Genomic DNA, 22695 nt, shown 5'->3' on the forward strand with positions numbered 1-22695 from the left:
TCAGGACTTCACGGTCACGTGGACGTGGTCCTTGTGGTTGGCGGTGTCGCCGCCGCGGTCGGCCATGTAGCGCCATCCCTCCGACGAGCGGGCGACCGACCAGATGTGCTGGTTCCAGATCACGTACTCGATGTTGTAGCGGCTGGCGTTGGCCTTCAGCCACTGGGCCACGTCGTCACCGAGGGCCACGTTGGAGCGGTAGCTCGGGATCATGATGTCCACCGCGCGACCCGACGGGTGGTCGGGCAGCGGGTCCTGGCGTACGCCGTAGTAGGTCGAGATCCGCGGGTAGCGGACCTGGGCGTCGGCGACGATCTGGGCGGCGGCCGGGCGCAGGCCCGGGAGCGTGACCCGGCCGGCCGATCCGCCGCCGGCGGAGATCGGCGCGGGGGCGCTGTCGGACAGGTACTTCGCGGTGACCCAGCGGATCGCGCCGTTGTAGACGATCTGGGCGCGGCCGTTCTCGGTGACCCCCGTGATCTGGAGCTGGGCGCCCGCGGGGGCGTCGCCGTAGGAGGTGAACTGGTCGCCCGAGGAGGAACGCAGGATCAGGGCGGTCGTGGCGTACTTCGTACCGACGACGCGCGGCGTGGAGCCGACGGGCTTGGAGACGGCGCTGGAGCCGGACAGGTAGAGGGAGTTCACCCAGCGGACCTGGCCGTCCCAGATGACCTGCGTACGCCCGTTCTCGGTGACGCCGGTCAGTGACAGCACGGTGCCGCGCGGGACGTCGACGATCTTGACGAAACGGTTGTCGGGGGTGGTGCGGATCATGAGCTCGGCGGTCGCGGTGGCCGTGCCGGTGACGGCGGGCAGACCGGGGCCGGCCGGGGCGGCGGGGGCCGCGGCGGTCGCGGACAGGTACTGGCTCGAGACCCAGCGGCGTTGCCCGTCGTGGACGATCTGGGTGTAGCCGTTGGCGTTGGCGCCCGTGGTCTGCACCGCGGTGCCCTTGGCCAGGACGGTCACGACGCGGTAGGACAGGCCGGCGCCGGTGCGGACGTTCAGCGCGGCGGTCGTGTAGGAGGTGCCCCGGGCGGCGGGTACGCCGGACGACGGGGTGTCACCGATGCCCTGCGAGGCCAGATAGGTGGCCGAGACCCAGCCGGTGCGGTTGCCGTAGCGGATCGGCATGAAGCCGTTCTCCGCCGGACCGGTCGAGTCGATGCGCGAGCCGGTGGGCAGTGCTCCGATGATCGAGGCTCGCAGGCTCGGGGCGGAGCGGACGTTGAGACCGCCGTTCGCCTTCACGGTGAAGGGGTCGGCGGCGGCCGACTGGGCCATGACCACGGCTGCGGCGGCGCCGGTCGTGGTCAGGAGGGCTGTCGCGCCAGCGATGGCGATCGCAGCCCGCGTCTTGCGCAGGACGTTCACTGTGTTTTCCTCCCCGGTGGCCTTCCCGGACCACCGTGTTGGCTGCGCCGCTCGATCGAGTGCGCAGGGTTGTTCTTCCGGGGCAGGTGGGAGGTGGACGTTTCCCCGGTATCAAGCACCACGTCCGAACCACCTGCCCCGGATTGCACACGACTCTAAGGACTTCTCAGGTGTCACGACAATCTCGTGGAGTCACATTGGCCCCTTGTGCAACGCGACACGCCGTGCGCGGGTGAAAAATTACAGCGGTGTCATTCACGGTGGCCGACGACCGGGTAGGTTCGGCCCCATGGCCCTCGAGATGTCCCTGATGGAGTTCGAGCAATTGGTCGAGGACGCGCTCGACACGGTGCCCGACGAGCTCGTCGCGCTGATCGACAATTGCATCGTCATCGTCGAGGAGCAGGCCCCCGAGGGCGAGCCGGAGCTGCTCGGCCTGTACGACGGAATCCCTTTGACAGAAAGGGATTCCACGTACTCGATGGTCCTTCCGGACCGCATCTTCATCTACCGTGACCCGACCCTTGCGATCTGCGACACGATCGAGGACGTCATCGACGAGGTCCACATCACCGTCGTCCACGAGATCGCCCACCACTTCGGTATCGGCGACGCCAAGCTCCATGAGCTCGGCTACGACTAGACCTGTCCCCGCAGACGCGTCGGGCGCCCCGAAGGGCGCCCGGCGAGAAAAGTCTCAAGTGATGCGTGAAGGTTCGGTCGATCCTGTCAGTCCTGTGTGCTGCACACCCGGCTCCCGTCGGCGTCGGCCACCCACGTGGCCGCCCTACCGAGATGGGCGTCGGGGTGCCAGCCCGACTGCAGGTCGCGGCGCGTGAGCGGGCGGGCGCCGGTGAGGCCGGCGATGCGGCCCGCGGCGTCCGCGTCGGCGACCACCGGCACGACGTGGTGCAGCCCGCGCCGCCGGTTGGCCTCCAGCGTCGCCACGACCTCGGCGTCGAACCCCGCAGCGGCCACGACCAGAGGGTCGTGACGCGCCACCACGCCCATCAGCTCGCGTACGGTCCCGACGGTGTCGGGGCACAGCAGGACGCGCGTCCCGATCACCACCAGCCGGTCACCTGCGGCGCTCGGTGCCACCACCGTCTCCGCACAGGTGAGGTCGACGTCGTCGGAAGCCGGGGGAGGGGTGGCGGCGAGCTCGTCGACCCCGACGTACGCCGGGCGCACGTCGGGCATCCCCAGACGCTCCGGCGGGGACACGAGCGCCCGTTCACGGGCGCGACGCCGCGTACGATCGGCGAGGGCGCCGGCGAGGATCACACCGACGCCCACCGCCATCATCACGACGAGGCCGACCTGCCACGCCTCCATCCCGGCTCCTCAGCCGCTCAGCCCTGCTCCGGCGGGTTGTTCGGCCACTGCTGCGACGGGGTGCCGTAGCCCGGCTGGTACGCCTGGGCGCCCTGCTGGGGCGCGCCGTAGCCCTCGTACGCCTGGTTGGCCGAGCTCTGCCCGTACGGCTGGCCGCCGTACTGGGGCAGCGGCGGGTTGCCCTGCGGCTGCCCGCCCTGCGGCTGCCCGTCCTGCTCCGTCTGACGCCTGTTGGACGGCTTGCCCTGCGGGTTCTCGAGCTTCTGGGCCTCCTCGATGGCCTGCGCGACGGTGCGATCGGCCTCCTCCTTGTCGGCCTGCTTCTGCTCCTCGATCTCGGCGAACACGTCGACCTTCTCGGGCGTCTTGAACTGGCTGCGGTCGACGGTCGACTCGGCCGGGATGCCGTTGTTGAGCTGCGTGACCGTCTGGCCCAGGCCCTTGAGCGCGTCGTTGAGTTCCGACGGGACGATCCACATCTTGTTGGAGTCTCCGCGGGCGAGGTTCGGCAGCATCTGCATGTACTGGTAGGCCAGCAGCGCCTGGTCGGGCTGGCCGGCGTGGATGGCGTTGAAGACGGTGGTGATGGCCTGGGCCTCGCCCTCTGCGCGCAGCATCGCCGACTGGCGCTCGGCCTGGGCGCGGAGGACCGCCGCCTCGCGCTCGCCCTGGGCCCGCAGGACCGACGACTCCTTGTCGCCCGAAGCCGAGAGGATCTGCGACTGGCGCTGGCCCTCGGCGAGCAGGATCGAGGCGCGCTTGTCGCGCTCGGCGCGGGCGCCCTTCTCCATGGCGTCGCGGATGGTGGCTGGCGGCTCGATCGAGCGCAGCTCGACGCGGTTGACCTTGATGCCCCACTTGCCGGTCGCCTCGTCCAGGACGACGCGCAGCTGCTGGTTGATCTCCTCGCGGGAGGTCAGCGTCCGCTCGAGGTCGAGGCCGCCGATGATGTTGCGCAGAGTCGTCATGGTCAGCTGCTCGATCGCGGCCTCGTAGTTCTGGGCCTCGTACGCCGCCCGCACCGGGTCGACGATCTGGTAGTAGATCACCGAGTCGATGCCCACCATCAGGTTGTCGGACGTGATGACACCCTGCGGCGGGAACGACACCACGTTCTCGCGCATGTCCATCTTGTAGGAGATGCGGTCGATGACCGGCACCACGAAGTGGAGGCCCGGCTCAAGGGTCTTGTGGAACTTGCCGAGCCGCTCCACCAGACCGACCTGCTGCTGGCGGATGACCTTCACCGCGCTCGTCAGCAGCGCGATCACGAAGAGGACGAGGATGAGGGGGAGGATGAACTCCACGGTTGCTCCTTGACGGGATGGCGGGTGGGTCAGCGGGTTCAGGTCAGCTGGTCGAACAGGGGGCGTACCACGGCGATAGCGCCGTCGATCTCGACGACCTCGACCTGCTCGCCCGCGCGCACGGCGACGCCCGGGGCCCACGAGCGGGCCGTCCAGGTGTCGCCGTTGACCTTGATCTCGCCGCGGCCCCCCGGTGCAATAGGTGCGACGGCGACGGCTTGGCTGCCGACCAGCTGATCGACCGAGCCACGGTAGCCACGGGCGCTGCGTACGCGGGCAAGTAGCGGGGGGCGCAACAGGAACACTGAGGCCAGCGCCACGACGACGCCCACGGCCACCTGGACGACGAACTGGTCGGGGGCGACGAGCGCCGTCGCGCCACCGGCCAGCGCGCCCAGGGCGAGCATGAGCAGGGTCAGGTCGACCGTGAGCATCTCGGCTGCGCCGAGGCCCAGGGCCAGGCACAGCCAAGCCGCCCAGGTGTGGTCACCGATCCACTCCATGCCGCCCCCGTTCGTTCGCGCCCCAAGAAACTTCTCATCATTGTCCCAGACGACTCAGGTCACCTCGCGGTAGCGAAGTTCTGACGTGGGGCACGGTTCGGTTACGCTTACCGGGCCCCTATAGCTCAGTTGGTCAGAGCTGCGGACTTTTAATCCGTAGGTCGTGGGTTCGAGCCCCACTGGGGGCACCAGCGGCGGCGCAGTGCGGCGCTGTCATCGAAGCGCTGCCCGAGCCAGGGCCGCGGCGGCGGCGGCGTCCGTCTCGCGCAGCATGGTCGCGTTGGCATTCGGCATGGGCGAGATGGTCGTGTCGCCGCGCGCCTCCTCCACCGGGATCCCCAGCAGCCACAAGGAATCGTCGGGCCGCCCGTCGGCGCCGACCACGGCCGCTTCGGGGGTGATGTCCCAGCCCCGGCCCTGGCTGCCGTCGGCCAGGCGTACGGCCCGGGTCCGGCCCCGCTCGGCGAGGTCGCGGGCGAACGGGTCGGTCGTCTCCGCGTGGGCCGGCGCGTGCATCCAGGCGTCCACGAGCACCGTCGCCGTCACCCGCGAGTCTTCGACCCACGGCGACGCGGCGCTGAACTGTTCGCCATCGTGGGCCACCGTGGCGCCCGGGCCCACGAAGTGCACCACGCCCGCCCGGTGCAGGGCCTGTAGCTCCTCGTTGCGGAACGCCGGCGGACCGCTGCCGACCATGCCCCCGAAGGCGGCGAAGTCGCGCTGCGTGGTCCGCTGGGCCGTCGGATCGCCCGCCCCGAACGAGAGCGTCTCGGCGACGAACCGACGAGCCGACTGGATCTCCCACAGGCCCGCCTTGAGCGGGCTGTCCAGCCCGAGGTCGGCCTCGGCGAGGTCGTCGGCGACGTAGGACTCGACGAAGGCGTCGAAGGCGGCGGGCGAGTCGAAGGGGCGCTCGGCGGGGTGCATGAGCGCCGGTAGGTCGAAGCGGTCGGACGGGTCGGGGAGCAGGGTCGCGAGCACGCCGGGCAGCTCAGACAGGGGTGAGTCGGTCACGGCGCCCTCCACCTCGAGAAACCCCCCGGGTGCGGCTTGGGGGCGCACGCGGGCCAGGGTGCGCACGAAGCCCGCGTAGCCATCGCGCTGGATCAGCGGCCACATCTCGGTGGTGAAGTCGATGGGGCGCGCCCTGGCCTCCCGGCGCCGGGCGGCCCAGTCGACCGACCGGAGGAACCGGTGCTCCGGTTTGGGTGGCAGCCCGCCATAGCGCGACTTCGCCCGGAACGGTACGCCGCGTCGCGAGGTGACGTGCACCACAGGTTCGCGCCCCGACGGCTCGTACGCCAGCCCTCCGGCCCCCGGCACGAAGCGACCGCCGCGGCCCAGCGTCAGCAAAGTGAGCGTGTCGAAGAAGCCCATGCCCAGTCCGCGGACGAGGACAGGCTCGCCGGCGGGCACCGCGGCGAGGTCCTGGTCGATGGGCGAGTCGGGGGCCACGCGAGTGCCGTGGCCGAACAGGGCCAGGTCGGTCGGGGAGTCCTCGCGCGGCAGCCAGCCCGGCGCCCAGACGACGGCGTCCACCGCCACGCCGGTCCCGTCGGCGAGCCGCACGTGCTGGCGTCCCTCGGCGTCGTCGAGACCGACGGCACGCTGGTGGTGGTGGGTCACGCGGACATCCGACGGCAGCGCGGCGAGAGCTCGGGCGTGGCACCAGCGCAGGTAGTGCCCGAAGAGCGCGCGCGAGGGGTGCGACTCGGGACGCAGTGCCGCCAGCTCGGCGGCGAAGTCGGCCAGGCGATCGTCCAGGCCCGCCCCAGCGAGGCCGGCGCGGCCGCCGCGCGCGAGGATCTCGCTGGCCAGGTGCCCCCACTCCAAAAGGGTCGGTCCTTCGGCGACGGGTCCAGACATCTCCACCGAGGGGTCGGTGAACAGGGTCACCGCGCCGGCGAGGGTGTTCATGCACATTAGGGGGGTCTGGTCGGTGCGCCAGACACGCCCCGGCCCGTGCTCGGCGTCGTCGATGAGGTGCAGGTCGAGCGGCCCGGCCGGCGCGCGTGCCGCGATCCGTTCCAAGGTCGAGGTTCCGCGCGGGCCCATCCCGACGATCGCGATCGCGGGTCGGACTTCGTCTCGCAGTGTGGTCACGGGGAACACATCCTACTCGGGGCTGGTTGGGTACGGCGAGTATTGCAGGAAGCAATCAATGCATAGGAATGGGAAATATGTTGAGACGAGTACGCGCCCTCATCGCCGCCTCCGTGGTCGCCGCCCTCGGGGCCACCGGGTGCGCGGGTGGCACCGGCGGGAGCGACACGATCACCTTCGGCGTCTCCGGGCCGAAGACGGGCAACCAGGCCCACTACGGTGCCGACTGGCAGGAGGGCTTCGACCTGGCCGTCGAAACCATCAACGCCCGCGGCGGCGTGAATGGCAAGAAGGTTGCCATCGACTTCCAGGACTCTCAGGGGGAGGCCGCCCAGGCCAGCACGATCGCGCAGCGCTTCGTCTCGGACTCGAAGATCTCGGCGGTCATGGGTGACTTCTCTTCCGCCACCTCCATGGTCGCCAGCCCCATCTATCAGCGCGGCAAGCTCGTCCAGCTGGGGATCACCAACTCCCACCCCGACTTCACCAAGGCCGGCGACTACATCTTCGCCCCGTCGATCACTCAGGAGGTCGAGCAGCGATTCCTCGCCGACGGCGTCGCCAAGCTCGGCAAGAACGTCGCGGTCTTCCACCTCAACACCGACTGGGGCAACACGGCGTACAAGGTCTTCGCCGACCAGGCGAAGAAGGACGGCATGACCATCGTGTCCACCGCCCCGGTGGCCGAGGCGTCCACCGACTTCCGCCCGCAGCTCATCCAGGCCCGCGACGCGAAGCCCGACGTCGTGGTCTTCCTGACCTACTACGCGACGACATCCCTGCTCGTGCAGCAGGCCGACCAGGTCGGCCTCGGCGCGGTGCCGCAGGTGGCGGTCAGCTCGAACTACTCCACGGAGTTCCTCAACCTCGCCAAGGACGGCGCCGAGAGCGTACGCCTGCCGACGGCGTTCTTCCCCGGCAGCTCCAACGAGGCCACGCGCGCCTTCGTCCGGGACTTCACCGCCAAGTACCACCACGAGCCGAACTCGTTCAACGCCGTGGCCTACGACGGCGTGCTCCAGCTGGCGTACGCCGCGGGCAAGGGCAATGGCACCCGTGAGGGCATCCAGAAGGTGCTCGCCACCGACGCCGACATCCCGTCGGTGATCTACGGCAAGGTGCGCTACGACTCCACTCGACGCATCGACAACCCCACGTTCACCTGGCTGCAGGTCCAGCAGGGCCGGTTCGTCCAGTCGGACCCCACCCGCTGAGCCGCGCGCCTCAAGGAGGTCAACATGCTCGACATGGTCTGGGTGGGGCTGGTCAACGGCAACGCCTACGCACTCGTGGCGCTCGGGTTCTCGCTGGTGATCGGCGTGGCCGGGGTCATCAACTTCGCGCACGGCTCGGTCTTCGCTGCAGGCGCACTGGTGGGCTGGTGGGCGATGGAGCGGCTGCACCTGCCGTTCGCGGCCGCCGTGTTGGCGGCGGTCGTGCTGACCGGCCTGCTCGGCTGGCTCATCGACGTCGTCGCCATCCGGCCCGTGTCGGGCAAGGCCCCCGTCGCGGCCGTGCTCTCGACGATCGCGGTGATGATCATGCTCGACAGCGGGCTGCAGATGGTCTTCGGTCCGCAGATCCGACGGTTCTCCTCGGGCCTGCCGCAGTCGCGGCTGCAGGTCGGTGGCGTCGCGGTCGGCCTCATCGACGTCATCATCCTCGCCACCTCGGTGGCCTTGATGGTCGTGCTGGCGCTGTTCCTGCGGTCGACACGACTGGGGCGGGCCATCCGCGCCACCGCGCTCGACCGCGACGCGGCGGCCCAGATGGGTGTGCCCGTGCGCCGGGTCCAGTCTCTGGTGTTCGTCATCGCCTCGGCGATGGGTGGCCTGGCCGGCGTGCTGGTGGCCGCGTACTTCACCTCGTTCGGGCCGCAGCAGGGGTTCCAGGTCGGGCTGGCCGGGCTGGCGGCGGCGACGTTGGGCGGGCTCGGTTCGCTTCCTGGGGCGGTCGTCGGCGGCCTGCTCCTCGGGCTGCTGGAGGCGGTCGGGGTCACGTTGTGGGGCGACGCGGCTCGCCAGTTGGTCACGTTCGGGGTTCTGCTGCTGGTGCTCTGGGTGCGACCGCAGGGCCTCCTCGGGCGTCGCGCGGTTCGCTCCGAACCGCTGACGGGCACCTTCTTCGCCCGCGCCGAACCTCTCCGGTTCACGCGCTGGCAGGTGGCGCTGCTCATCGTTCTCGCGGTGCTGCCCGGCGTCCCGGGCCTCCTCCAGGGGTACGCGGTGCAGATCGGCATCCAGGTCGTCGCCTTCGCGCTCGTCTCGCTGTCGATGGTGGTCATCGGGGGCGCGGCGGGCCAGCTCTCCCTGGGCCAGGCGGGTCCCGTCGCCGTGGGGGCGTACGCCGCGGGGCTGCTCATGAAGCACCTCGGGTGGCCCTTCCCGGTGGCGCTGCTGGCGGCGGGCCTGCTCGCCGCGGTCGTGATCACGCTGCTGACCGCCCCCAGTTGGAAGCTGTCGGGCCACTACCCGGGCATCGCGACCATCGCCACGGGGGCGGCCATCTCGGCCGTCGCGCTGGTCTGGACGCCGCTGACGGGCGGCGGCTCGGGCCTGTCGATGATCCCCGCCCCGGAGGTCTTCGGCATCCCGCTCGTCGAGACCTGGCAGGTCTACCTGCTCGGCCTGACGATCCTGCTGGCCAGCCTCGCGCTGGTGCACCGCCTGCTCGGCTCGCGCGTGGGCCGGGCCTGGCGTGCGCTGCGCGACGACGAGGTCGCCGCGCGGGCGGCCGGCCTCGAGACCCCGCAGTACAAGTCGCTGGCCTTCGGCGTCGGGGGGTTCCTCGCGGGTCTCGGCGGCGCGTTCTGGTCGACCCAGTACGGCTACATCGACCCGACGATCTTCTCGCCGCAGATGTCCTTCCAGATCGTCACCATCGCCGTCCTCGGCAGCATGCTCAGCCCGTTCGGTGCCGTCTTGGGTGCCCTGGTGCTCGTGGGTGGGCTCGAGGTGTTCCGGGCGGCGAACGACGTACGCCTCCTCGCGTACGGCCTGGTCCTCCTTCTGCTCGTGCGGTTCCGGCCCCAGGGCCTGTGGACGCGCTCGGCCAGGCCGACGTGGCTGCGCCGGCGCACCGCGGTCGCGGTGGAAGGGGCCGAGCGATGAGCGTTCTCGAGGTCACCGGGCTCGCTCGCGCGTTCGACGGGCTCAAGGCCGTCGACGGTACGTCGTTCGCCGTCGCCGAGGGTGAGGTCGTCTCGATCATCGGCCCGAACGGCTCCGGCAAGACCACGACGATCAACCTGGTCAGCGGCGAGCTGCGCCCCGACGCGGGACGCGTCCTGCTCGACGGACGCGACATCACCGGGGCGTCGCCCGACGACGTGGCCCGGGCGGGGCTGCGGCGTACGTTCCAGAACGGGCGCGTCTTCGGCAACTCGACCGTCGACCAGAACGTCCTGGTCGGGCTGACGCCGGTGTTGACGGCCGGTCGGCCGTTCGCGGGGCTGCGCCGCATCCCCGGCCTGCGGTGGGTCTCCCTGCTGGCCGAGCTGGCCCTCGCGGTGACCGGCAGCCCGGCGCTGCGTCGGGAGGACGAGCAGGCGCGGACCCGCGTAGACGAGGAGGTCGCCCGGTTCGGCACCCGGCTGGAACCGCGGCGTCACCAGCTCGCCTCGACCCTGTCGTACGCCAACCGCCGCCGCACCGAGATCGCCCGCGCGCTCGCGTCGCGTCCCCGCCTGCTCGTGCTCGATGAGCCGACGGCCGGCATGAACACCTCCGAGACCAACGAGGTGCTGCACCAGCTGCTCGACCTGAAGGCCGCCGGCCAGACCATGCTCCTGGTCGAGCACAAGCTGGACCTGGTGATGACGGTCTCCGATCGCGTGGTCGTCATGGACCAGGGTCGCATCATCGCCTCCGGCACCCCGGCGGAGGTCCGCAACGACCCGGCGGTCATCGAGGCCTACCTCGGGACACGCCGCGTGAGGGAGGAGGCCCACCGTGGCTGAGACAACACCGCTGCTCGATGTCGTCGGGCTGAACGTGCACTACGGCGCGTTCCACGCCCTGCAGGACGTCACCTACACCATCGACACAGGCGAGATCGTCTGCCTCTTGGGCGGCAACGCGTCGGGCAAGTCGACCACGATGAAGTCGATCCTGCGTCTGGTCGACCCCACGTCGGGCGACATCCGCCTCGACGGTGAGTCGTTGCTCGGCGCGACCACGGCCGACGCCGTCCGCCGCGGCATCGCCTCGGTGCCGGAGGCCCGCCGCGTGTTCAGCGAGATGACGGTCGAGGACAACCTGCTGGTGGGGGCGTACACGCGTGATCGGCGCGAGCTCAGGGCGCTCCTCGACGAGCAGTACGCCCTGTTTCCCCGCCTGGCCGAGCGCCGCCGCCAGCAGGCTGGCACCATGTCGGGCGGCGAGCAGCAGATGCTGGCGTTCGGCCGCGCGCTCATGTCACGGCCGCGCCTGATCTGCATGGACGAGCCGACCATGGGCCTGGCGCCCAAAGTCGTCGAGCAGGTCCTCGACACGATCGAGCGCATCAACCAGGAGCTGCAGGTGGCGGTGTTCATGGTCGAGCAGAACGCCGAGCTCGCCCTGTCGATCGCCCACCGCGGCTACGTGCTGCACAACGGGGTGGTACGCCTCAGCGGGCCGGCTCGAGAACTGATCGACGACCCCGAGGTGCGGGAGGCCTACTTGGGGGGCGGGGCGCCGGCCCACTGAGGCGTCGGGCTCAGCCCTCCGGGCGCATCTTCGGCAGCAGGTGTACGCCGGCGATCATGCAGCGGGCGGACCCGCCGGCCAGCTCGATGGTCGGCAGGTCCACCGAGGTGATCACGACATACTTCTCGAGCACTGCACGCTGCTCCGCGGTGAGGTGGCGCTCGGCGCGCTTCGACATGATGAGGTGGCGGGCCTCGGTGCCCTGGACCTCCAGCGCGTTGCCCACGAAGTTCTCGAGCTGTTCGTCGGTCAGCTCGATGATCTCGTGGCCGGTCTGTTCGAGGCGAGCGCGCACCGCCGCGCGCTCCACCTCGTCGGGCATGGCGTCGAAGCCGACGAGTGCGACCTCGCTGCCGACCGACATCATCACGTTGGTGTGATAGATCGCCTCGTCGCCGTGGACGGCGTCGAACATCTCCAGCTCGAAGCGGAAGTCGTTGGTGAACGTGTTCACCGCGCGTTCGGTGGCGCGCGTCGACCGGCACACGTAGACGATCCGGTTGGGATGGTCGAACACCATCGCCCCGGTGCCCTCCAGGAAGGCGTCGGAGTCCTCCATCACCGAGTAGTCGACGATCGAGTTCACCACGTATTCGCGGCGCAGTTCCAGCATCACCTCGGGCCGGCGCTCTAGGCGCCGGTTCTCGGCCGTCATGGGATAGAGCACGATGTCGCCGGTGGCGTGGGTGGAGAACCAGTTGTTGGGGAACACCGAGTCGGGCGTGAGGTCGGAGTCGTCCTCGAACAGGTGGACGCGCACGCCGATCTCCTCGAGTGTGTCCACCAGGGCGGTCACCTCGGCGTACGCCCGCGTCGCCAGCACGTCGGCCGGTTCATCGCTCTCGCGCTGGAAGCTGTTGTCGATCAGCGTGGACGGGTTGGGGGCGAAGCGATGGGGGCGGACCATCACGACGGCGCTGGGTGCCTGCACGGGTGTCTCCTGTGGTTCTACGGGGCTCGTGGCCCTGGGGCTGCGGGCTCGTAGCCCGTCCCACAGGGTGGCCTACGCGGCGAGATTCGACAAGGGTGCGCACCCACCGGCACCTACGCACTATGCTCTGTCTGGTTGAACACTGTTCAAACGCTGAAAGGGAAACCATGCACCGTCGCTCCACCGCCACCGACCTCGCGCTCGTGGCCGTCTTCGCCGCCCTGATCACGGCGTTCTCGCTCGTGCCGGGGTTCGACATCGGGCCGGTGCCCATCACGCTGCAGACCCTCGGCGTCGCGACCGCTGGCCTGTGCCTGGGGCCGCTGCGCGGCTTCCTCGCCACGCTGCTCTACCTCGTCTTGGGCTTCGTCGGCCTGCCGGTGTTCGCGAAGTTCACCTCCGGGATCGGCGTGTTGGCCAAGCCATCGGCCGGCTACCTGCTGTCGTTCCCGATCGCGGCGGCGATCGCGGGCGGCCTGGCGTACCTGTTCATCCGGCGTGGTGGCCCGCGCTACGTCTGGCTGTTCCTGGCAGGCCTGGCCGCGAGCTTCATCATCGTCCACCCCATGGGCATCGCCGGCCTGATGGTCAACGCCCACATGCCGTTCGCCAAGGCGTTCGCCACCGACCTGGGCTTCTGGATCGGTGACGTGCTGAAGAACCTGGCCGCCGCGGCGATCGCCGTCAGCGTCCACAAGGCCTTCCCGGCCCTGCTGCGCGGTGACACCGTCCGTGACCCGGAGCCCGCCGGCGCGTGATCGAGCTGCGCGGCGTCGGGGTGGACGTCGAGGACTTCACCTTCGGCACGCCCACCCGCAAGACCCTCCTCGACGGCGTCGACGTGACGCTCGCCGAGCGCCGCATCGCCGTCATCGGCGCCAACGGGTCGGGCAAGTCGACGCTGCTGCGCCTCTTCAACGGTCTCGTCCGGCCAACCCGCGGTCGGGTCGTAGTGGACGGCCACGACACCCTCGACGACGTGAGGGCCGTACGCCGCCGCGTCGGGTTCGTGTTCACCGACCCCCTGTCCCAGCTCGTCATGCCCACGCCCCTGGAAGACGTCGAGCTGTCGCTGCGCAAGCGCGTACGCGGCCGGCGCGAGCGGGAGGCCGCCGCGTACGCCCTGCTGGAGGCGCGCGGGCTGGGACCAGTGGCGCGGCAGTCGATCTACGACCTGTCCGGCGGCGAACGCCAACAGGTCGCGTTGACCGCCGTGCTCGCCGTACAACCGGCCGTCGTCGTGGCCGACGAGCCCACGACGCTGCTCGACCTGCGCAACCGGGAGCGCCTGCGGCACACCCTCGCCGGGCTCGACCAGCAGGTCGTGTTTTCGACCCACGACCTCGACTTCGCCGCCGACGCCGACCGAGCCCTGGTCGTCGACGGTGGACGCCTCGTCTTCGACGGGCCTGCGGCCGACGCGATCGCCCACTACCGGGAGCTCATGCGATGAGCGCCCAGCACGAGCTGTTCGGCCTGTACGTCCCCGGCACCTCCTTCCTGCACCGCACGCCCACGGGCGCCAAGATGCTGGGCGTCCTGCTGGTCTCGCTGTTGATGGTGGTGCCCCGCTCGCTGGCCGTGTCCGCGGCCGTCTGCGCCGTGGTGGTGGTCGGCCTGCTGGCCGCCCGCCTGCCCGTGCGCCGGGCCTTGTGGATCCCGTGGTCGCTGCTGGTCGTGCTGGCGGTGCTGTTCGTCGCGCAGCTGTTCTGGACCTCGTGGGTCGAGGGCGCGCTGGTCGCGGCCAACGTGATCGGCTGCCTGTACTCCAGCCGCGCCCTGACCCTGACCTCGCCCGTGCCGGCATTGCTCGACACCCTCGTGACCGTGGTGCGGCCGCTGCGGGTGGTCGGTGTCGACCCCGAGCGCGTCGGCCTCGCCGCCGCGCTCATGCTGCGTTCGGTGCCCTACCTGCTCGGCTCGTTCGACGACGTGCGCGACGCCGCCCGCGCCCGCGGGCTCGAGCGCAACATGCTCGCCCGCGTCACTCCGGTGGTCGTCGACGCCGTGGCTTACGCCCAGGCCACCGGCGATGCGCTCGCCGCGCGCGGCCTCGGCGAGGGTGACGACTGAGCCCGCGCGGGAGCGGAGTGCCTGCGGGGGAGCGGAGTGCCAGGGCGGTGAGGCGTTGAAGCGACGCGTGGGTCTCCCCTGTGGACCACGCGGGTACGTGGGATTGAAGTGGTGGGGTGGTCGCGGGTCGTGGCTGGCCCCCGAAGCCCTTTGAGGGACCCGTGCCAAATCATCAGAGAGTTGCCTCCAGATGCCCTAGGGCGGCGCGCCGAGCAGAACTTTTCGCCGATTCAGCGCGCTCCGCACCTTCGCAAACCACTCGTTCGGAACCTCCGCTGAAGGCCGGAGAATTGCCACGGTCGGGGCACCTGCGCGCCCCGACCGTGGTCGCTCCGTCTGCGGACGGATCAGATCTTGTCCTGCTCCGGCGAGCGCATGACGTCCTGCTTCGACGAGCCCTGACCGCTGAGGCCCTGCTCGCCACGGAAGCCCGGCGTACCGTCACCCTGGCGGGCGGTCACTGAGGGACCCTCGGCGCCAACCTCGGGCGGGATCGCCGCTGCGGCGGGGACGACGGGCTTGTCCATGCCGCCGTCGGCGTCGCTCGTGCGCTCGGCCTCGACCGGGCGCGGCTCCGTCAAGCCGGCGGTGTTGTTGAACAGGGCGCCGTCGGTGTCGCGCTGCGAGGGCGGCACCATGTCGTGCATCGGGTCGCTCTGGTCGCGGGCGTCAGCACGGGTGGCGTCGATGCGGTAGTAGGCGTACAGCTTGTCCTCGTCCTCACGGCCCAAGTGGCCGTCGGGGCCGACGGACGGGGCGCCATGGATGAAATCGGTGCTGTAGGGAACCCGGATCTGGCCGTCGTGGTAGTCGGCGCCCTCGTAGGGCACGAACGACTCCTTGCCTCCGAGCAGCCCGGTCTTCACCGTCACCCAGCTGGGCTTGTGGGTCTGGTCGTCGAGGAACAGCTGGCCGACCTCGCCGACCTCCTTGCCGTTCTCGTCCACGACCTTCGCCGAGGCAAGAGCTTCGTACAGGGCGCTGTTGTCGGTCATCGGGTCCTCCAGTCTCGTCAGGGCCACCGGTCTCGTCACCAGTCAAGCAGGCCGCGGACGCGACCCGCCAGCGGGTCGCGTTAGATCTTCTTCAGCCGCTCCATCGACTTCTTCGCGAGCTCTACCGCCTGGGGCTGCGGAGTGTTCTCGCCCTGCAGCGTGGTGGTCATGACGACGTCCTTCGAGCCGGCGACGACGACCAGCAGGTCGACCGGCGCCTCGCCCTGCATCGTCAGCTTCACGCCGACGGACTTCTCGCCGATGCCCGGTGCGTCGAACCTCGCGACGGTCACGGGCGTGCGCTCGTCGTGGTCGACCATCGTGAACGCCGTGCACGAGGCCACCATCTTCTCGACCTCGGCGACGGTGTCGGCGCCCTTGTCGACGACCTCGAGGTATTCCTGGAAGAACAGGTCTTCCTTCGTGTAGGCCTTCGTGGCGCCCATGTCGGAGGCGACCTTGCCGATCGTCGCGTGGTGCAGCGCCGTGCACGCCTCGGGGTCGACCGTGGTTTCGGCGTAGTCACCGAGGCTTTCGGTCGCTTCCCAGCCGGTCATGTCGGCGGGCTGCAGGAGCGCGTCGTCGAGCTTCTCGGGGGCCGTCTGGCCGGGCGACGTCTGCCCGGCTGCCCGCTCTGGCCGGGCTGGCCCGGGGTCGGCTCGCCGGTCGAGGTGGGTGCCTCGCTGGTGGCCGGCGCCGGCGACGAGGTCTCGGGGGGCATGCTCTCCTCCGGCGGCTCCTGGGCGGCCCTGTCACCTCCGCACGCGGTCACGGCGAGGGTCAGGCCGACGGCCAGGGCAGCGATGCGTCGCATGGGATCACGTCCTCTGGGGTTCGAGTCGTCTACGGCGCACGTAGCGTAGCCGCACGGGTGGAACGTCACAGCCTGCGCAGGAAGTCGGGGTCGTCGTCGGGAGCGGAGGGATGACGGTCACGCTCGGCCTCGGCGATCGACTCGGCGTTCGGGCGGCCCAGCGCCAGCCAGGCCAGCGAGCCCACCAACGGCAGGCAGATCACCGCCACCGCCCACAGCCAGCGGGGGGCGCGGCGTACCTCGTCGGGGGAGGCCTGGGCGACCTCGACGACGCAGAAGATCGTCAGGCAGATGACGACGACGACAGCCAGTACGCGACCCATGGGGCGAGTGTAGGCCGGTGGTGGTCGCGTTCAGCCCGCGAGGCCGGCCAACACGAGACCAGCCAGCAGCCCGACCGCGCAGGCGAGCTCGGCGAAGCCGGTCGACTTCAGCACGGGGATCAGGTCGGGGCCCAGTGCGCCGCGGAGCACGCGTACGGTCGCGGGCGCCGCCACCGGGACGAAGACCAGGCCCAGCAGCGCCCATGGCGTGCTGGCCAGCGCCGTCGCGACCACCGCAACCGCGGCGGCGGCGAGCAGCCCCACGAAGAACCGGCGCGTACCCCGGTCGCCCAAACGCGTGGCGAGCGTGCGTTTGCCGGCCTCGACGTCACCGGCGATGTCGCGCAGGTTGTTGGCGACGAGGATCACGCACGCGAGGAAGCCGATCGCGCAGGCGCTCCACACAGCGGCGAGCGGTACGCGGTCGAGCATCACGTACGCGGTGCCGCACACGGCGACGAGCCCGAAGAACACGAACACGAACACCTCTCCCAGACCCATGTAGCCGTAGGGCTTCTTGCCACCGGTGTAGTACCAGGCGGCGAGGATGCACATCACGCCGACGGCGATCAGCCAGTGGTGGCCCGACCAGAGCGTCAGCGCCAGCCCGGCGACGGCGGCGATGCCGAAGCACGTGAACGCGGCGGTCTTGACGGCCTTCGGGCTCGCGGCGCCCGACCCGACCAGCCGCATCGGCCCGACGCGTTCCTCGTCGGTGCCGCGGATGCCGTCGGAGTAGTCGTTGGCGAAGTTCACGCCGATCTGCAGGGCCAGCGCGACGACGAAGGCCAGCACCGCCATGCCGAGGTCGAAGCCGCCGGCCCAGTGGGCCACGCCGGAGCCGGCGAGGACGGGCGACAGCGCGGCGGGCAGCGTTCGCGGGCGGGCGCCCTCCACCCAGTCGGACAGCGTGCTCACCAGATCTCCTTGTCGGTGGTCGACTCCCAGGCCGCGACGAGGGCCTGACGGTCGATCTTCCCGTTGGAGGTCAGCGGAAGCGAATCGAGGCGCAGGAGTCCGCGCGGCCGGGCCGGGCCGTCGACGTCGAGGCGGGTGCGCAGCTCGCGCAGCGGCAGGTCGATCGGTCCGGTGGCGACGATGCGCGTACCCCACTCCGGGTCGGGCACGCCGACCACGACCGCCTCGGGATGGTGTTGCTTCAGCAGGCGTTCAAGTGCGGCCAGGTCGACGTTCACGCCGCCCGAGACCACGACGTCGTCGATGCGGCCGAGGACGCGCAGCCGGCCGTCGACCCATTCGCCGCGGTCACGGGTGCGGACCGTGCCGTCGACGAGCGTCTCGGCGGTCAGGTCGGGTCGGCCGTGGTAGCCGGAGAACACCATCGGACCGGTGAGGTCGATCCGGCCCGTGTCGTCGAGCGTGACGGTGGTCGTGTCGAGCGGTGTCCCGTCGTAGACGCAGCCGCCCGACGTCTCCGACATGCCGTAGGTCGTGACCACGGTGATCCCGGCGTCGCGGGCGCGGGCGAGGAGGTCGGGTGCGGCGGCCGCGCCACCCAGCAGCACCGCCCGGTGGGCGGCGAGCGCCTCGGTGCGGGCGGGGTGGTCGAGCGCGCGGGCGAGCTGGGTCGGCACCAGCGACACGTACGCGGGCGTGGTCGGCGTGGGAAGTCCCGCGAGGTCCGGGCGGACCTGGACCAGGCGGGTGCCGGCGACGTGGGCGCGGGCGGCGACCATGGCGCCGGCGACGTAGTGCAGCGGCAGACACAGTGTCCAGTCGGCGGGGCCGCCGAGGAAGCGGTGCGTTGACTCGGCCGAGGCGCGGATCGCGGCCGCGGACAGGCGTACGCCCTTCGGCGTGCCCGTCGAGCCCGACGTCGCCACGATCAGGGCCGCGTCTCCGGGGTCGTCGTCGGCGGCGAGCATCGCGCGCACGGGGGCGGCGGACCGGTCGTCGCCGGGCAGCGGCGCGAGCGTCGGGCCGCCGTCGAGCGCGGCGGCGAACGCGTCCAGGAAGCGCGGGTCGAGCACGGACAGGGCGGAGATCGGCACGGGGTGAGGGTACGCCGCCCGCCTCACGGGCGCCCGATCTTCGCGAACGTGAACCCGTGACTTCCTACCGTTGAGGAATGACCATCACCCGCCGCGGCCTGCTGGTCGCCGCAGCAGCCGCAGGCGCCCACGCGCTGACCGCCTGCGTGTTCCCGTGGCGTGCACCGGGCAACCCGCCCTCATCCACGCCGACCCTGCGGGGGCCCTACCCGTACCCACCGCCCCCGCCCAGCGGGGCGTCGGCCTGGGAGGCGCCCGGGTCGATCCCGGCGGCGCTGCGCCGCATCCACGACCACGTCGGCGGGGGCGATCGGTACGCGCTGGCCGTGCGGCACGACCGGATCGAGGTCACGTACGCCACCAGCAGGGTGACGCTGACCGGCGACGTCCTCAAGGAGCAGGAGCGCGACCACCCCGACCGGCGGCCGATCGACGTCGACGGCTGGGCGCTGGACTCGTGGCCCACCCTGCTGCCCCGCCTCAAGGCCGCCCATCCCGAGGTCGACGACGGGATGTTCCACCTCGAGGTGTCGCCCGAGCAGACGTGGGGGCCCGCCATCGGCACCGCCGCCTACATGACCCACCACGGTCCGCGCGGCGTGCAGGTGGACCCGGCGTACCGGCCCGTCCCGGCGCTCGACCTCAACCGGGCCTCCGACGTGGCCACGGCCGTGCGGGAGCTGGCCGAGCTCGGCGGTGTCACCGAGGTCAGCCAGGTCCTCGTCCACGCCTCGAACGCCAGCGTTGTCACGCCGTGGGACGCCCGATTCGGGCCGAAGGACGCCGACCCGGCGTACGCCAGCCTCCACCGGGGCAAGGCGCAGCGCGACGCGTTCTCGCTGACCGTCCGGGACGACCCGGCGCCGGTGCCGCCGAACCTGTTCCCGCTGTCCGCTTACGACCACGCGGTGGTAGAGAAGGGGCGTACGCGCCTCGGCGCGGGACCGGACTCGTGGAAGGGGATCCTGCAGCGCCGCGACGGAAAGCTCGTCTACCGGGTCGAGGACTCGCGGCAGTGGAGCTCCGTCGAGCTCGACGAGAAGGGGAACCCGCTGTGAGCCCGGGCCCGTGCCCACACGCCCCGCCGGGTGACGGATAGGATCGTCCACACCATCCAAGGAGGTCGAGATGTCCGGAATCGTCGTGGGCCATGACGGCTCGAAGAACGCCCAGGCTGCGGTCGAGAAGGCCCTGCGGGTCGCCGCCGCGATGGGTGAGGATGTCGTCGTCGTCCGCGTGTTCGGCCTGCGCCAGAGCGACTGGCCCGACGACCTGCCGTTCGGGTCCGTGCCCACCATCGACGAGCTCGAGGCCTACACGCGCCGACGCCTCGAGGCCGACCTCGCCCCGCTGCTGTCCTCCCACCCCGACGTGACCGTCGAGCTGAAGGTCGTCGAGGGCAAGCCCGCCCGCGTGCTCGTGGAGGCGTCGAAGGACGCCTCGCTGCTGGTGGTCGCCAACCGCGGCCTCGGCGGATTCGACCGGCTCCTGCTCGGCTCGGTCTCCGAACAGCTCGTCCAGCACGCGCAGTGCGACGTCCTGGTCACCCGGGTCAAGTGAGCGCCCTGCACACCTACGACATCGCGCTCACCACGCGCTTCCGCCGCATCGAGCGCCGGCAGGGCGTGCTGTGGCGCGGTGAGGCCGGCTGGGCCGAGTGGAGCCCGTTCCTCGACTACCACGGTGACGAGATCGTCCCGTGGCTCGCCGCCGCGCACGAGGCCGCCGACCTCGGCTTCCCCGAGCCGGTGCGCGACCTCGTACCCGTGAACTGCACGATCCCCGCGGTCGGCCCCGAGAAGGCGTACGCCATCGCCGCCGGTTCCGGCTGCCGGACCGCCAAGATCAAGGTCGCTGAGCCCGGGCAGACGCTCGCCGACGACCTCGCGCGCGTCGAGGCCGTGGTCGATGCGCTGGGGCCGGGTGGGCGCGTACGCGTCGACGCCAACGGCGGTTGGGACCTCGAGTACGCCGAGACCGCGCTGCGGGAGCTGGCGCGGTACGACCTCGAGTACGCCGAGCAGCCCGTCATGGCCGTCGACGACCTCGCGACGCTGCGCCGCACGCTGGCGCGGAAGGGCATCGGCGTGCCGATCGCCGCCGACGAGTCGATCCGTCGCTCCGGCGACCCCGAGCGCGTACGCGACCTCGAGGCCGCCGACGTCGCGGTGCTGAAGGTCCAGCCCCTCGGTGGCGTACGCCGCTGCCTGCAGCTCGCCGACGACCTCGGCCTTCCGGTGGTCGTGTCGTCGGCGCTGGAGACCTCGGTGGGGCTGGCCGCGGGCGTCGCGCTCGCTGCAGCGCTTCCCGAGCTGCCGTACGCGTGCGGGCTCAACACCCGTGCCCTGCTGGTCGACGACGTCGTCGACGACTCGCTCGTCGCCGTCGACGGCACGCTGCCCGTGCGCCCGGTCGAGCCCACGCCCGAGACCCTCGCGCGCACCGCCGCGGACGACACCGAGGCCGCGCGCTGGCGTACGCGCCTGGACGAGACGACCCGACGGCTGGAGGCCCGATGAGTGCCACGCAGTGCGCCCGCACGATCGTCGAGACGCTGCGCGCGCTGGAGATCCGCCACGCGGTGCTGTGCCCCGGGAGCCGCTCGGCACCCCTGGCGCTGGCGCTCGAGGAGGCGGCGCGCGAGGGTGCGATCGAGCTCCACGTCCGCATCGACGAGCGGGCCGCCGGCTTCCTCGCGCTCGGGCTCGCCCGCGAGCTGCCCGACGTCGACGACGACGTACGCCCCGTCGTGCCCGTCATCACCACCTCGGGCACGGCCGTCGGCAACCTCCTGCCCGCCGTCATGGAGGCCGCCCACTCCGGCGCGCCGCTGATGGTGGTGTCGGCCGACCGGCCGTCGTCGATGCTCCACACCGGGGCCAACCAGACCACCGACCAGGTGCGGCTGTTCGGCGGCTTCGTGCGTGGCGACGCGCGCATCTCCGACCGCGAGGGCGACCCGTCGACGTGGTCGTTCCAGGTCTCCCGGCTCGCGGCGCTAGCGTCGGGCACGCTCACCCGCGACCCCGGTCCGGTCCACCTCAACGTGTCGCTGGCCCCGCCGCTGGTGGCGAAGGGCCCCGCTCACGCGCCCGCGATCGCGAGCCACGTCCACCCGCCGTTGGTCACCGACGACGCGTACGCCCTGCACGGCGACGTGCCGACCGTGGTGCTCGTCGGCGACGCGTCGCCTGCGATCGGGGAGCGTGCGCGCACCTTCGCCGCAGACGCCCGGTTGCCGCTGCTGGCCGAGCCGACGTCGAACGCCCGCTGCGATGATGCCGTGCGCACCTACCGCCTGGTGCTCGGCACGCGACTGGGCAAGGAGATCCGTCGCGTGGTCGTGTTCGGTCACCCGACGCTCTCGCGGCCGGTGTCATCGCTGCTGACCCGGGCCGACGTCCAGCTCGTCGTCGTCGCGGGCACCGCCTCGTGGGGTGTGCCGCGCGGTGACGCGGTCATCGTGCCGGGGGTGACCGCCAAGCCGTCGCGTACCGACTGGCGCGAGCGTTGGGCCGCCGCTGACGCAGAGCTGTCCGCACGCCTCGACGAGGTACTCGCCGTCGGCCTCACCGGCCCGGTGGTCGCCGCGGAGGTCGTCGCGTCCGCGCCCTCGGTGCTCGTCGCCGGCTCGTCCAACCCGATCCGCGACCTCGACCTCGCGCCGGTCCCCGCCGAGCCGTTCCCCGCGTACGCCAACCGTGGCCTCGCCGGCATCGACGGCACCATCGCCACCGCGCAGGGCATCGCGCTCAGCTCCGGCCTGCCGACGACCGCGCTGATGGGTGACCTGACGTTCCTGCACGACGTCGGCGGCCTGCTCGTGGGACCTCAAGAGCGGCGCCCCGACCTGCGCGTGGTGGTCGCCAACGATGACGGCGGTTCGATCTTCCACACCCTGGAACAGGGTGCGCCGGAGCACGCGGCCTCCTTCGAGCGCGTCTTCGGCACGCCCACCGGGGTGGCGCTGGAGCCGCTGGCACAGGCGTATGGCTGGGCGTACGCGAAGGCCGCGTCGCGCGACGAACTGGCCGCGCTGCTCGCCGAGCCCGTACGCGGCACGTCGATCGTCGAGGTGCCCATCGAGCGCACCGACCGCCGCGCCCTCGACGCCCGTATCCGCGGCCTCGGCACGGACGCCTGACCCCCTCCCGCGCCTCCCGCGGACCAGCTCGAGCGTGTTTGGGCACAAGTTGGGGTTCGGGGCGGGGCGTGCGGGGATCTGGGAGGGGGTGGA

23 protein-coding genes and 1 tRNA gene are annotated in these 22695 nt (G+C 71.4%); 13 read left to right on the forward strand and 11 right to left on the reverse strand.

Annotated elements, in window-relative coordinates; translation table 11 throughout:
- Positions 1–1374, reverse strand: a complete 1374-nt coding sequence (locus ACYVGD_RS04175) for an SH3 domain-containing protein (RefSeq protein WP_460741724.1) — start codon at positions 1372–1374, stop codon at positions 1–3.
- Between the two features lie 289 nt (positions 1375–1663).
- Here ACYVGD_RS04175 and ACYVGD_RS04180 point away from each other — a divergent pair, with 289 nt between their 5' ends.
- Complete coding sequence (locus tag ACYVGD_RS04180; RefSeq protein ID WP_460741725.1) at positions 1664–2017, forward strand: metallopeptidase family protein; 354 nt, start codon at positions 1664–1666, stop codon at positions 2015–2017.
- 86 nt (positions 2018–2103) lie between these two features.
- Here the strand turns inward: ACYVGD_RS04180 and ACYVGD_RS04185 are convergent, their stop codons facing one another.
- The 3 genes from ACYVGD_RS04185 to ACYVGD_RS04195 are packed head-to-tail and all read right to left on the reverse strand — an operon-like array spanning position 2104 to position 4519.
- On the reverse strand, positions 2104–2709 hold the full coding sequence (locus tag ACYVGD_RS04185; protein WP_460741726.1) for a hypothetical protein: 606 nt from the start codon (positions 2707–2709) through the stop codon (positions 2104–2106).
- A 17-nt stretch (positions 2710–2726) separates the two neighbouring features.
- Positions 2727–4016 carry an SPFH domain-containing protein gene (locus ACYVGD_RS04190; protein WP_460741727.1) on the reverse strand — a complete coding sequence of 430 codons (1290 nt, stop codon included), beginning with the start codon at positions 4014–4016 and terminating at the stop codon, positions 2727–2729.
- Between the two features lie 38 nt (positions 4017–4054).
- Positions 4055–4519, reverse strand: a complete 465-nt coding sequence (locus tag ACYVGD_RS04195; protein ID WP_460741728.1) for an NfeD family protein — start codon at positions 4517–4519, stop codon at positions 4055–4057.
- Between the two features lie 114 nt (positions 4520–4633).
- Between ACYVGD_RS04195 and ACYVGD_RS04200 the strand changes: the two genes are divergently transcribed.
- A tRNA-Lys gene (locus tag ACYVGD_RS04200) sits at positions 4634–4710 on the forward strand.
- Positions 4711–4732: 22 nt separating this feature from the next.
- Here ACYVGD_RS04200 and ACYVGD_RS04205 read toward each other — a convergent pair.
- On the reverse strand, positions 4733–6622 hold the full coding sequence (locus ACYVGD_RS04205; RefSeq protein WP_460741729.1) for an FAD/NAD(P)-binding protein: 1890 nt from the start codon (positions 6620–6622) through the stop codon (positions 4733–4735).
- 77 nt (positions 6623–6699) lie between these two features.
- On the opposite strand from ACYVGD_RS04205, the gene ACYVGD_RS04210 reads away from it, so the two are divergent.
- From ACYVGD_RS04210 to ACYVGD_RS04225, 4 genes are read left to right on the forward strand one after another with little or no spacing between them, the layout of a single operon-like run.
- Entirely contained in the window at positions 6700–7836 is a 1137-nt protein-coding gene (locus ACYVGD_RS04210; RefSeq protein WP_460741730.1) for an ABC transporter substrate-binding protein, read from the forward strand.
- Between the two features lie 24 nt (positions 7837–7860).
- Complete coding sequence (locus tag ACYVGD_RS04215) at positions 7861–9732, forward strand: ABC transporter permease (protein ID WP_460741731.1); 1872 nt, start codon at positions 7861–7863, stop codon at positions 9730–9732.
- Positions 9729–10580, forward strand: a complete 852-nt coding sequence (locus ACYVGD_RS04220) for an ABC transporter ATP-binding protein (protein WP_460741732.1) — start codon at positions 9729–9731, stop codon at positions 10578–10580. The genes ACYVGD_RS04215 and ACYVGD_RS04220 overlap by 4 nt, the downstream gene beginning before the upstream one ends.
- A complete protein-coding gene (locus tag ACYVGD_RS04225) occupies positions 10573–11310 on the forward strand; it encodes an ABC transporter ATP-binding protein (protein WP_460741733.1) in 738 nt (245 codons plus the stop codon). Before ACYVGD_RS04220 ends, ACYVGD_RS04225 begins: the two co-directional genes overlap by 8 nt.
- A gap of 10 nt (positions 11311–11320) precedes the next feature.
- Here the strand turns inward: ACYVGD_RS04225 and ctlX are convergent, their stop codons facing one another.
- Entirely contained in the window at positions 11321–12241 is a 921-nt protein-coding gene (gene ctlX / locus ACYVGD_RS04230; RefSeq protein ID WP_460741734.1) for a citrulline utilization hydrolase CtlX, read from the reverse strand.
- Positions 12242–12408: 167 nt separating this feature from the next.
- Between ctlX and ACYVGD_RS04235 the strand changes: the two genes are divergently transcribed.
- Genes ACYVGD_RS04235 through ACYVGD_RS04245 form a run of 3 tightly spaced genes read left to right on the forward strand, consistent with a single transcriptional unit; the run spans position 12409 to position 14314 of the window.
- Positions 12409–12999 (forward strand): biotin transporter BioY, encoded by a 591-nt coding sequence (locus ACYVGD_RS04235; RefSeq protein ID WP_460741735.1) that lies wholly within the window; start codon positions 12409–12411, stop codon positions 12997–12999.
- The gene (locus ACYVGD_RS04240) at positions 12996–13694 is read left to right on the forward strand and encodes an energy-coupling factor ABC transporter ATP-binding protein (protein WP_460741736.1); all 699 of its coding nucleotides are present in this window, start codon (positions 12996–12998) and stop codon (positions 13692–13694) included. The genes ACYVGD_RS04235 and ACYVGD_RS04240 overlap by 4 nt, the downstream gene beginning before the upstream one ends.
- Positions 13691–14314, forward strand: a complete 624-nt coding sequence (locus ACYVGD_RS04245; protein ID WP_460741737.1) for a CbiQ family ECF transporter T component — start codon at positions 13691–13693, stop codon at positions 14312–14314. Before ACYVGD_RS04240 ends, ACYVGD_RS04245 begins: the two co-directional genes overlap by 4 nt.
- 347 nt (positions 14315–14661) lie before the next feature.
- Here ACYVGD_RS04245 and ACYVGD_RS04250 read toward each other — a convergent pair whose 3' ends face one another.
- The 5 genes from ACYVGD_RS04250 to ACYVGD_RS04270 all read right to left on the reverse strand — a co-directional run bounded on the left by ACYVGD_RS04250 (position 14662) and on the right by ACYVGD_RS04270 (position 18458).
- Positions 14662–15309 carry a PRC-barrel domain-containing protein gene (locus ACYVGD_RS04250; protein WP_460741738.1) on the reverse strand — a complete coding sequence of 216 codons (648 nt, stop codon included), beginning with the start codon at positions 15307–15309 and terminating at the stop codon, positions 14662–14664.
- A gap of 80 nt (positions 15310–15389) precedes the next feature.
- Positions 15390–15866 carry a hypothetical protein gene (locus ACYVGD_RS04255; protein WP_460741739.1) on the reverse strand — a complete coding sequence of 159 codons (477 nt, stop codon included), beginning with the start codon at positions 15864–15866 and terminating at the stop codon, positions 15390–15392.
- 322 nt (positions 15867–16188) lie between these two features.
- Positions 16189–16446 carry a PLD nuclease N-terminal domain-containing protein gene (locus tag ACYVGD_RS04260; protein ID WP_460741740.1) on the reverse strand — a complete coding sequence of 86 codons (258 nt, stop codon included), beginning with the start codon at positions 16444–16446 and terminating at the stop codon, positions 16189–16191.
- Positions 16447–16476: 30 nt separating this feature from the next.
- Entirely contained in the window at positions 16477–17364 is an 888-nt protein-coding gene (locus tag ACYVGD_RS04265) for a 1,4-dihydroxy-2-naphthoate polyprenyltransferase (protein WP_460741741.1), read from the reverse strand.
- Positions 17361–18458 (reverse strand): AMP-binding protein, encoded by a 1098-nt coding sequence (locus tag ACYVGD_RS04270; protein ID WP_460741742.1) that lies wholly within the window; start codon positions 18456–18458, stop codon positions 17361–17363. Before ACYVGD_RS04270 ends, ACYVGD_RS04265 begins: the two co-directional genes overlap by 4 nt.
- A 77-nt stretch (positions 18459–18535) precedes the next feature.
- Here ACYVGD_RS04270 and ACYVGD_RS04275 point away from each other — a divergent pair, with 77 nt between their 5' ends.
- The 4 genes from ACYVGD_RS04275 to menD all read left to right on the forward strand — a co-directional run bounded on the left by ACYVGD_RS04275 (position 18536) and on the right by menD (position 22602).
- On the forward strand, positions 18536–19516 hold the full coding sequence (locus tag ACYVGD_RS04275) for a hypothetical protein (RefSeq protein WP_460741743.1): 981 nt from the start codon (positions 18536–18538) through the stop codon (positions 19514–19516).
- 70 nt (positions 19517–19586) lie between these two features.
- Positions 19587–20018 carry a universal stress protein gene (locus ACYVGD_RS04280; RefSeq protein ID WP_460741744.1) on the forward strand — a complete coding sequence of 144 codons (432 nt, stop codon included), beginning with the start codon at positions 19587–19589 and terminating at the stop codon, positions 20016–20018.
- Positions 20015–20977, forward strand: coding sequence for an o-succinylbenzoate synthase (locus ACYVGD_RS04285; RefSeq protein ID WP_460741745.1), 963 nt, complete (start codon positions 20015–20017; stop codon positions 20975–20977). Before ACYVGD_RS04280 ends, ACYVGD_RS04285 begins: the two co-directional genes overlap by 4 nt.
- Positions 20974–22602, forward strand: coding sequence for a 2-succinyl-5-enolpyruvyl-6-hydroxy-3-cyclohexene-1-carboxylic-acid synthase (menD, locus tag ACYVGD_RS04290; protein ID WP_460741746.1), 1629 nt, complete (start codon positions 20974–20976; stop codon positions 22600–22602). Before ACYVGD_RS04285 ends, menD begins: the two co-directional genes overlap by 4 nt.
- The last annotated feature ends 93 nt before the right edge of the window (positions 22603–22695 follow it).

It is taken from the genome of Mariniluteicoccus endophyticus (assembly GCF_054780035.1).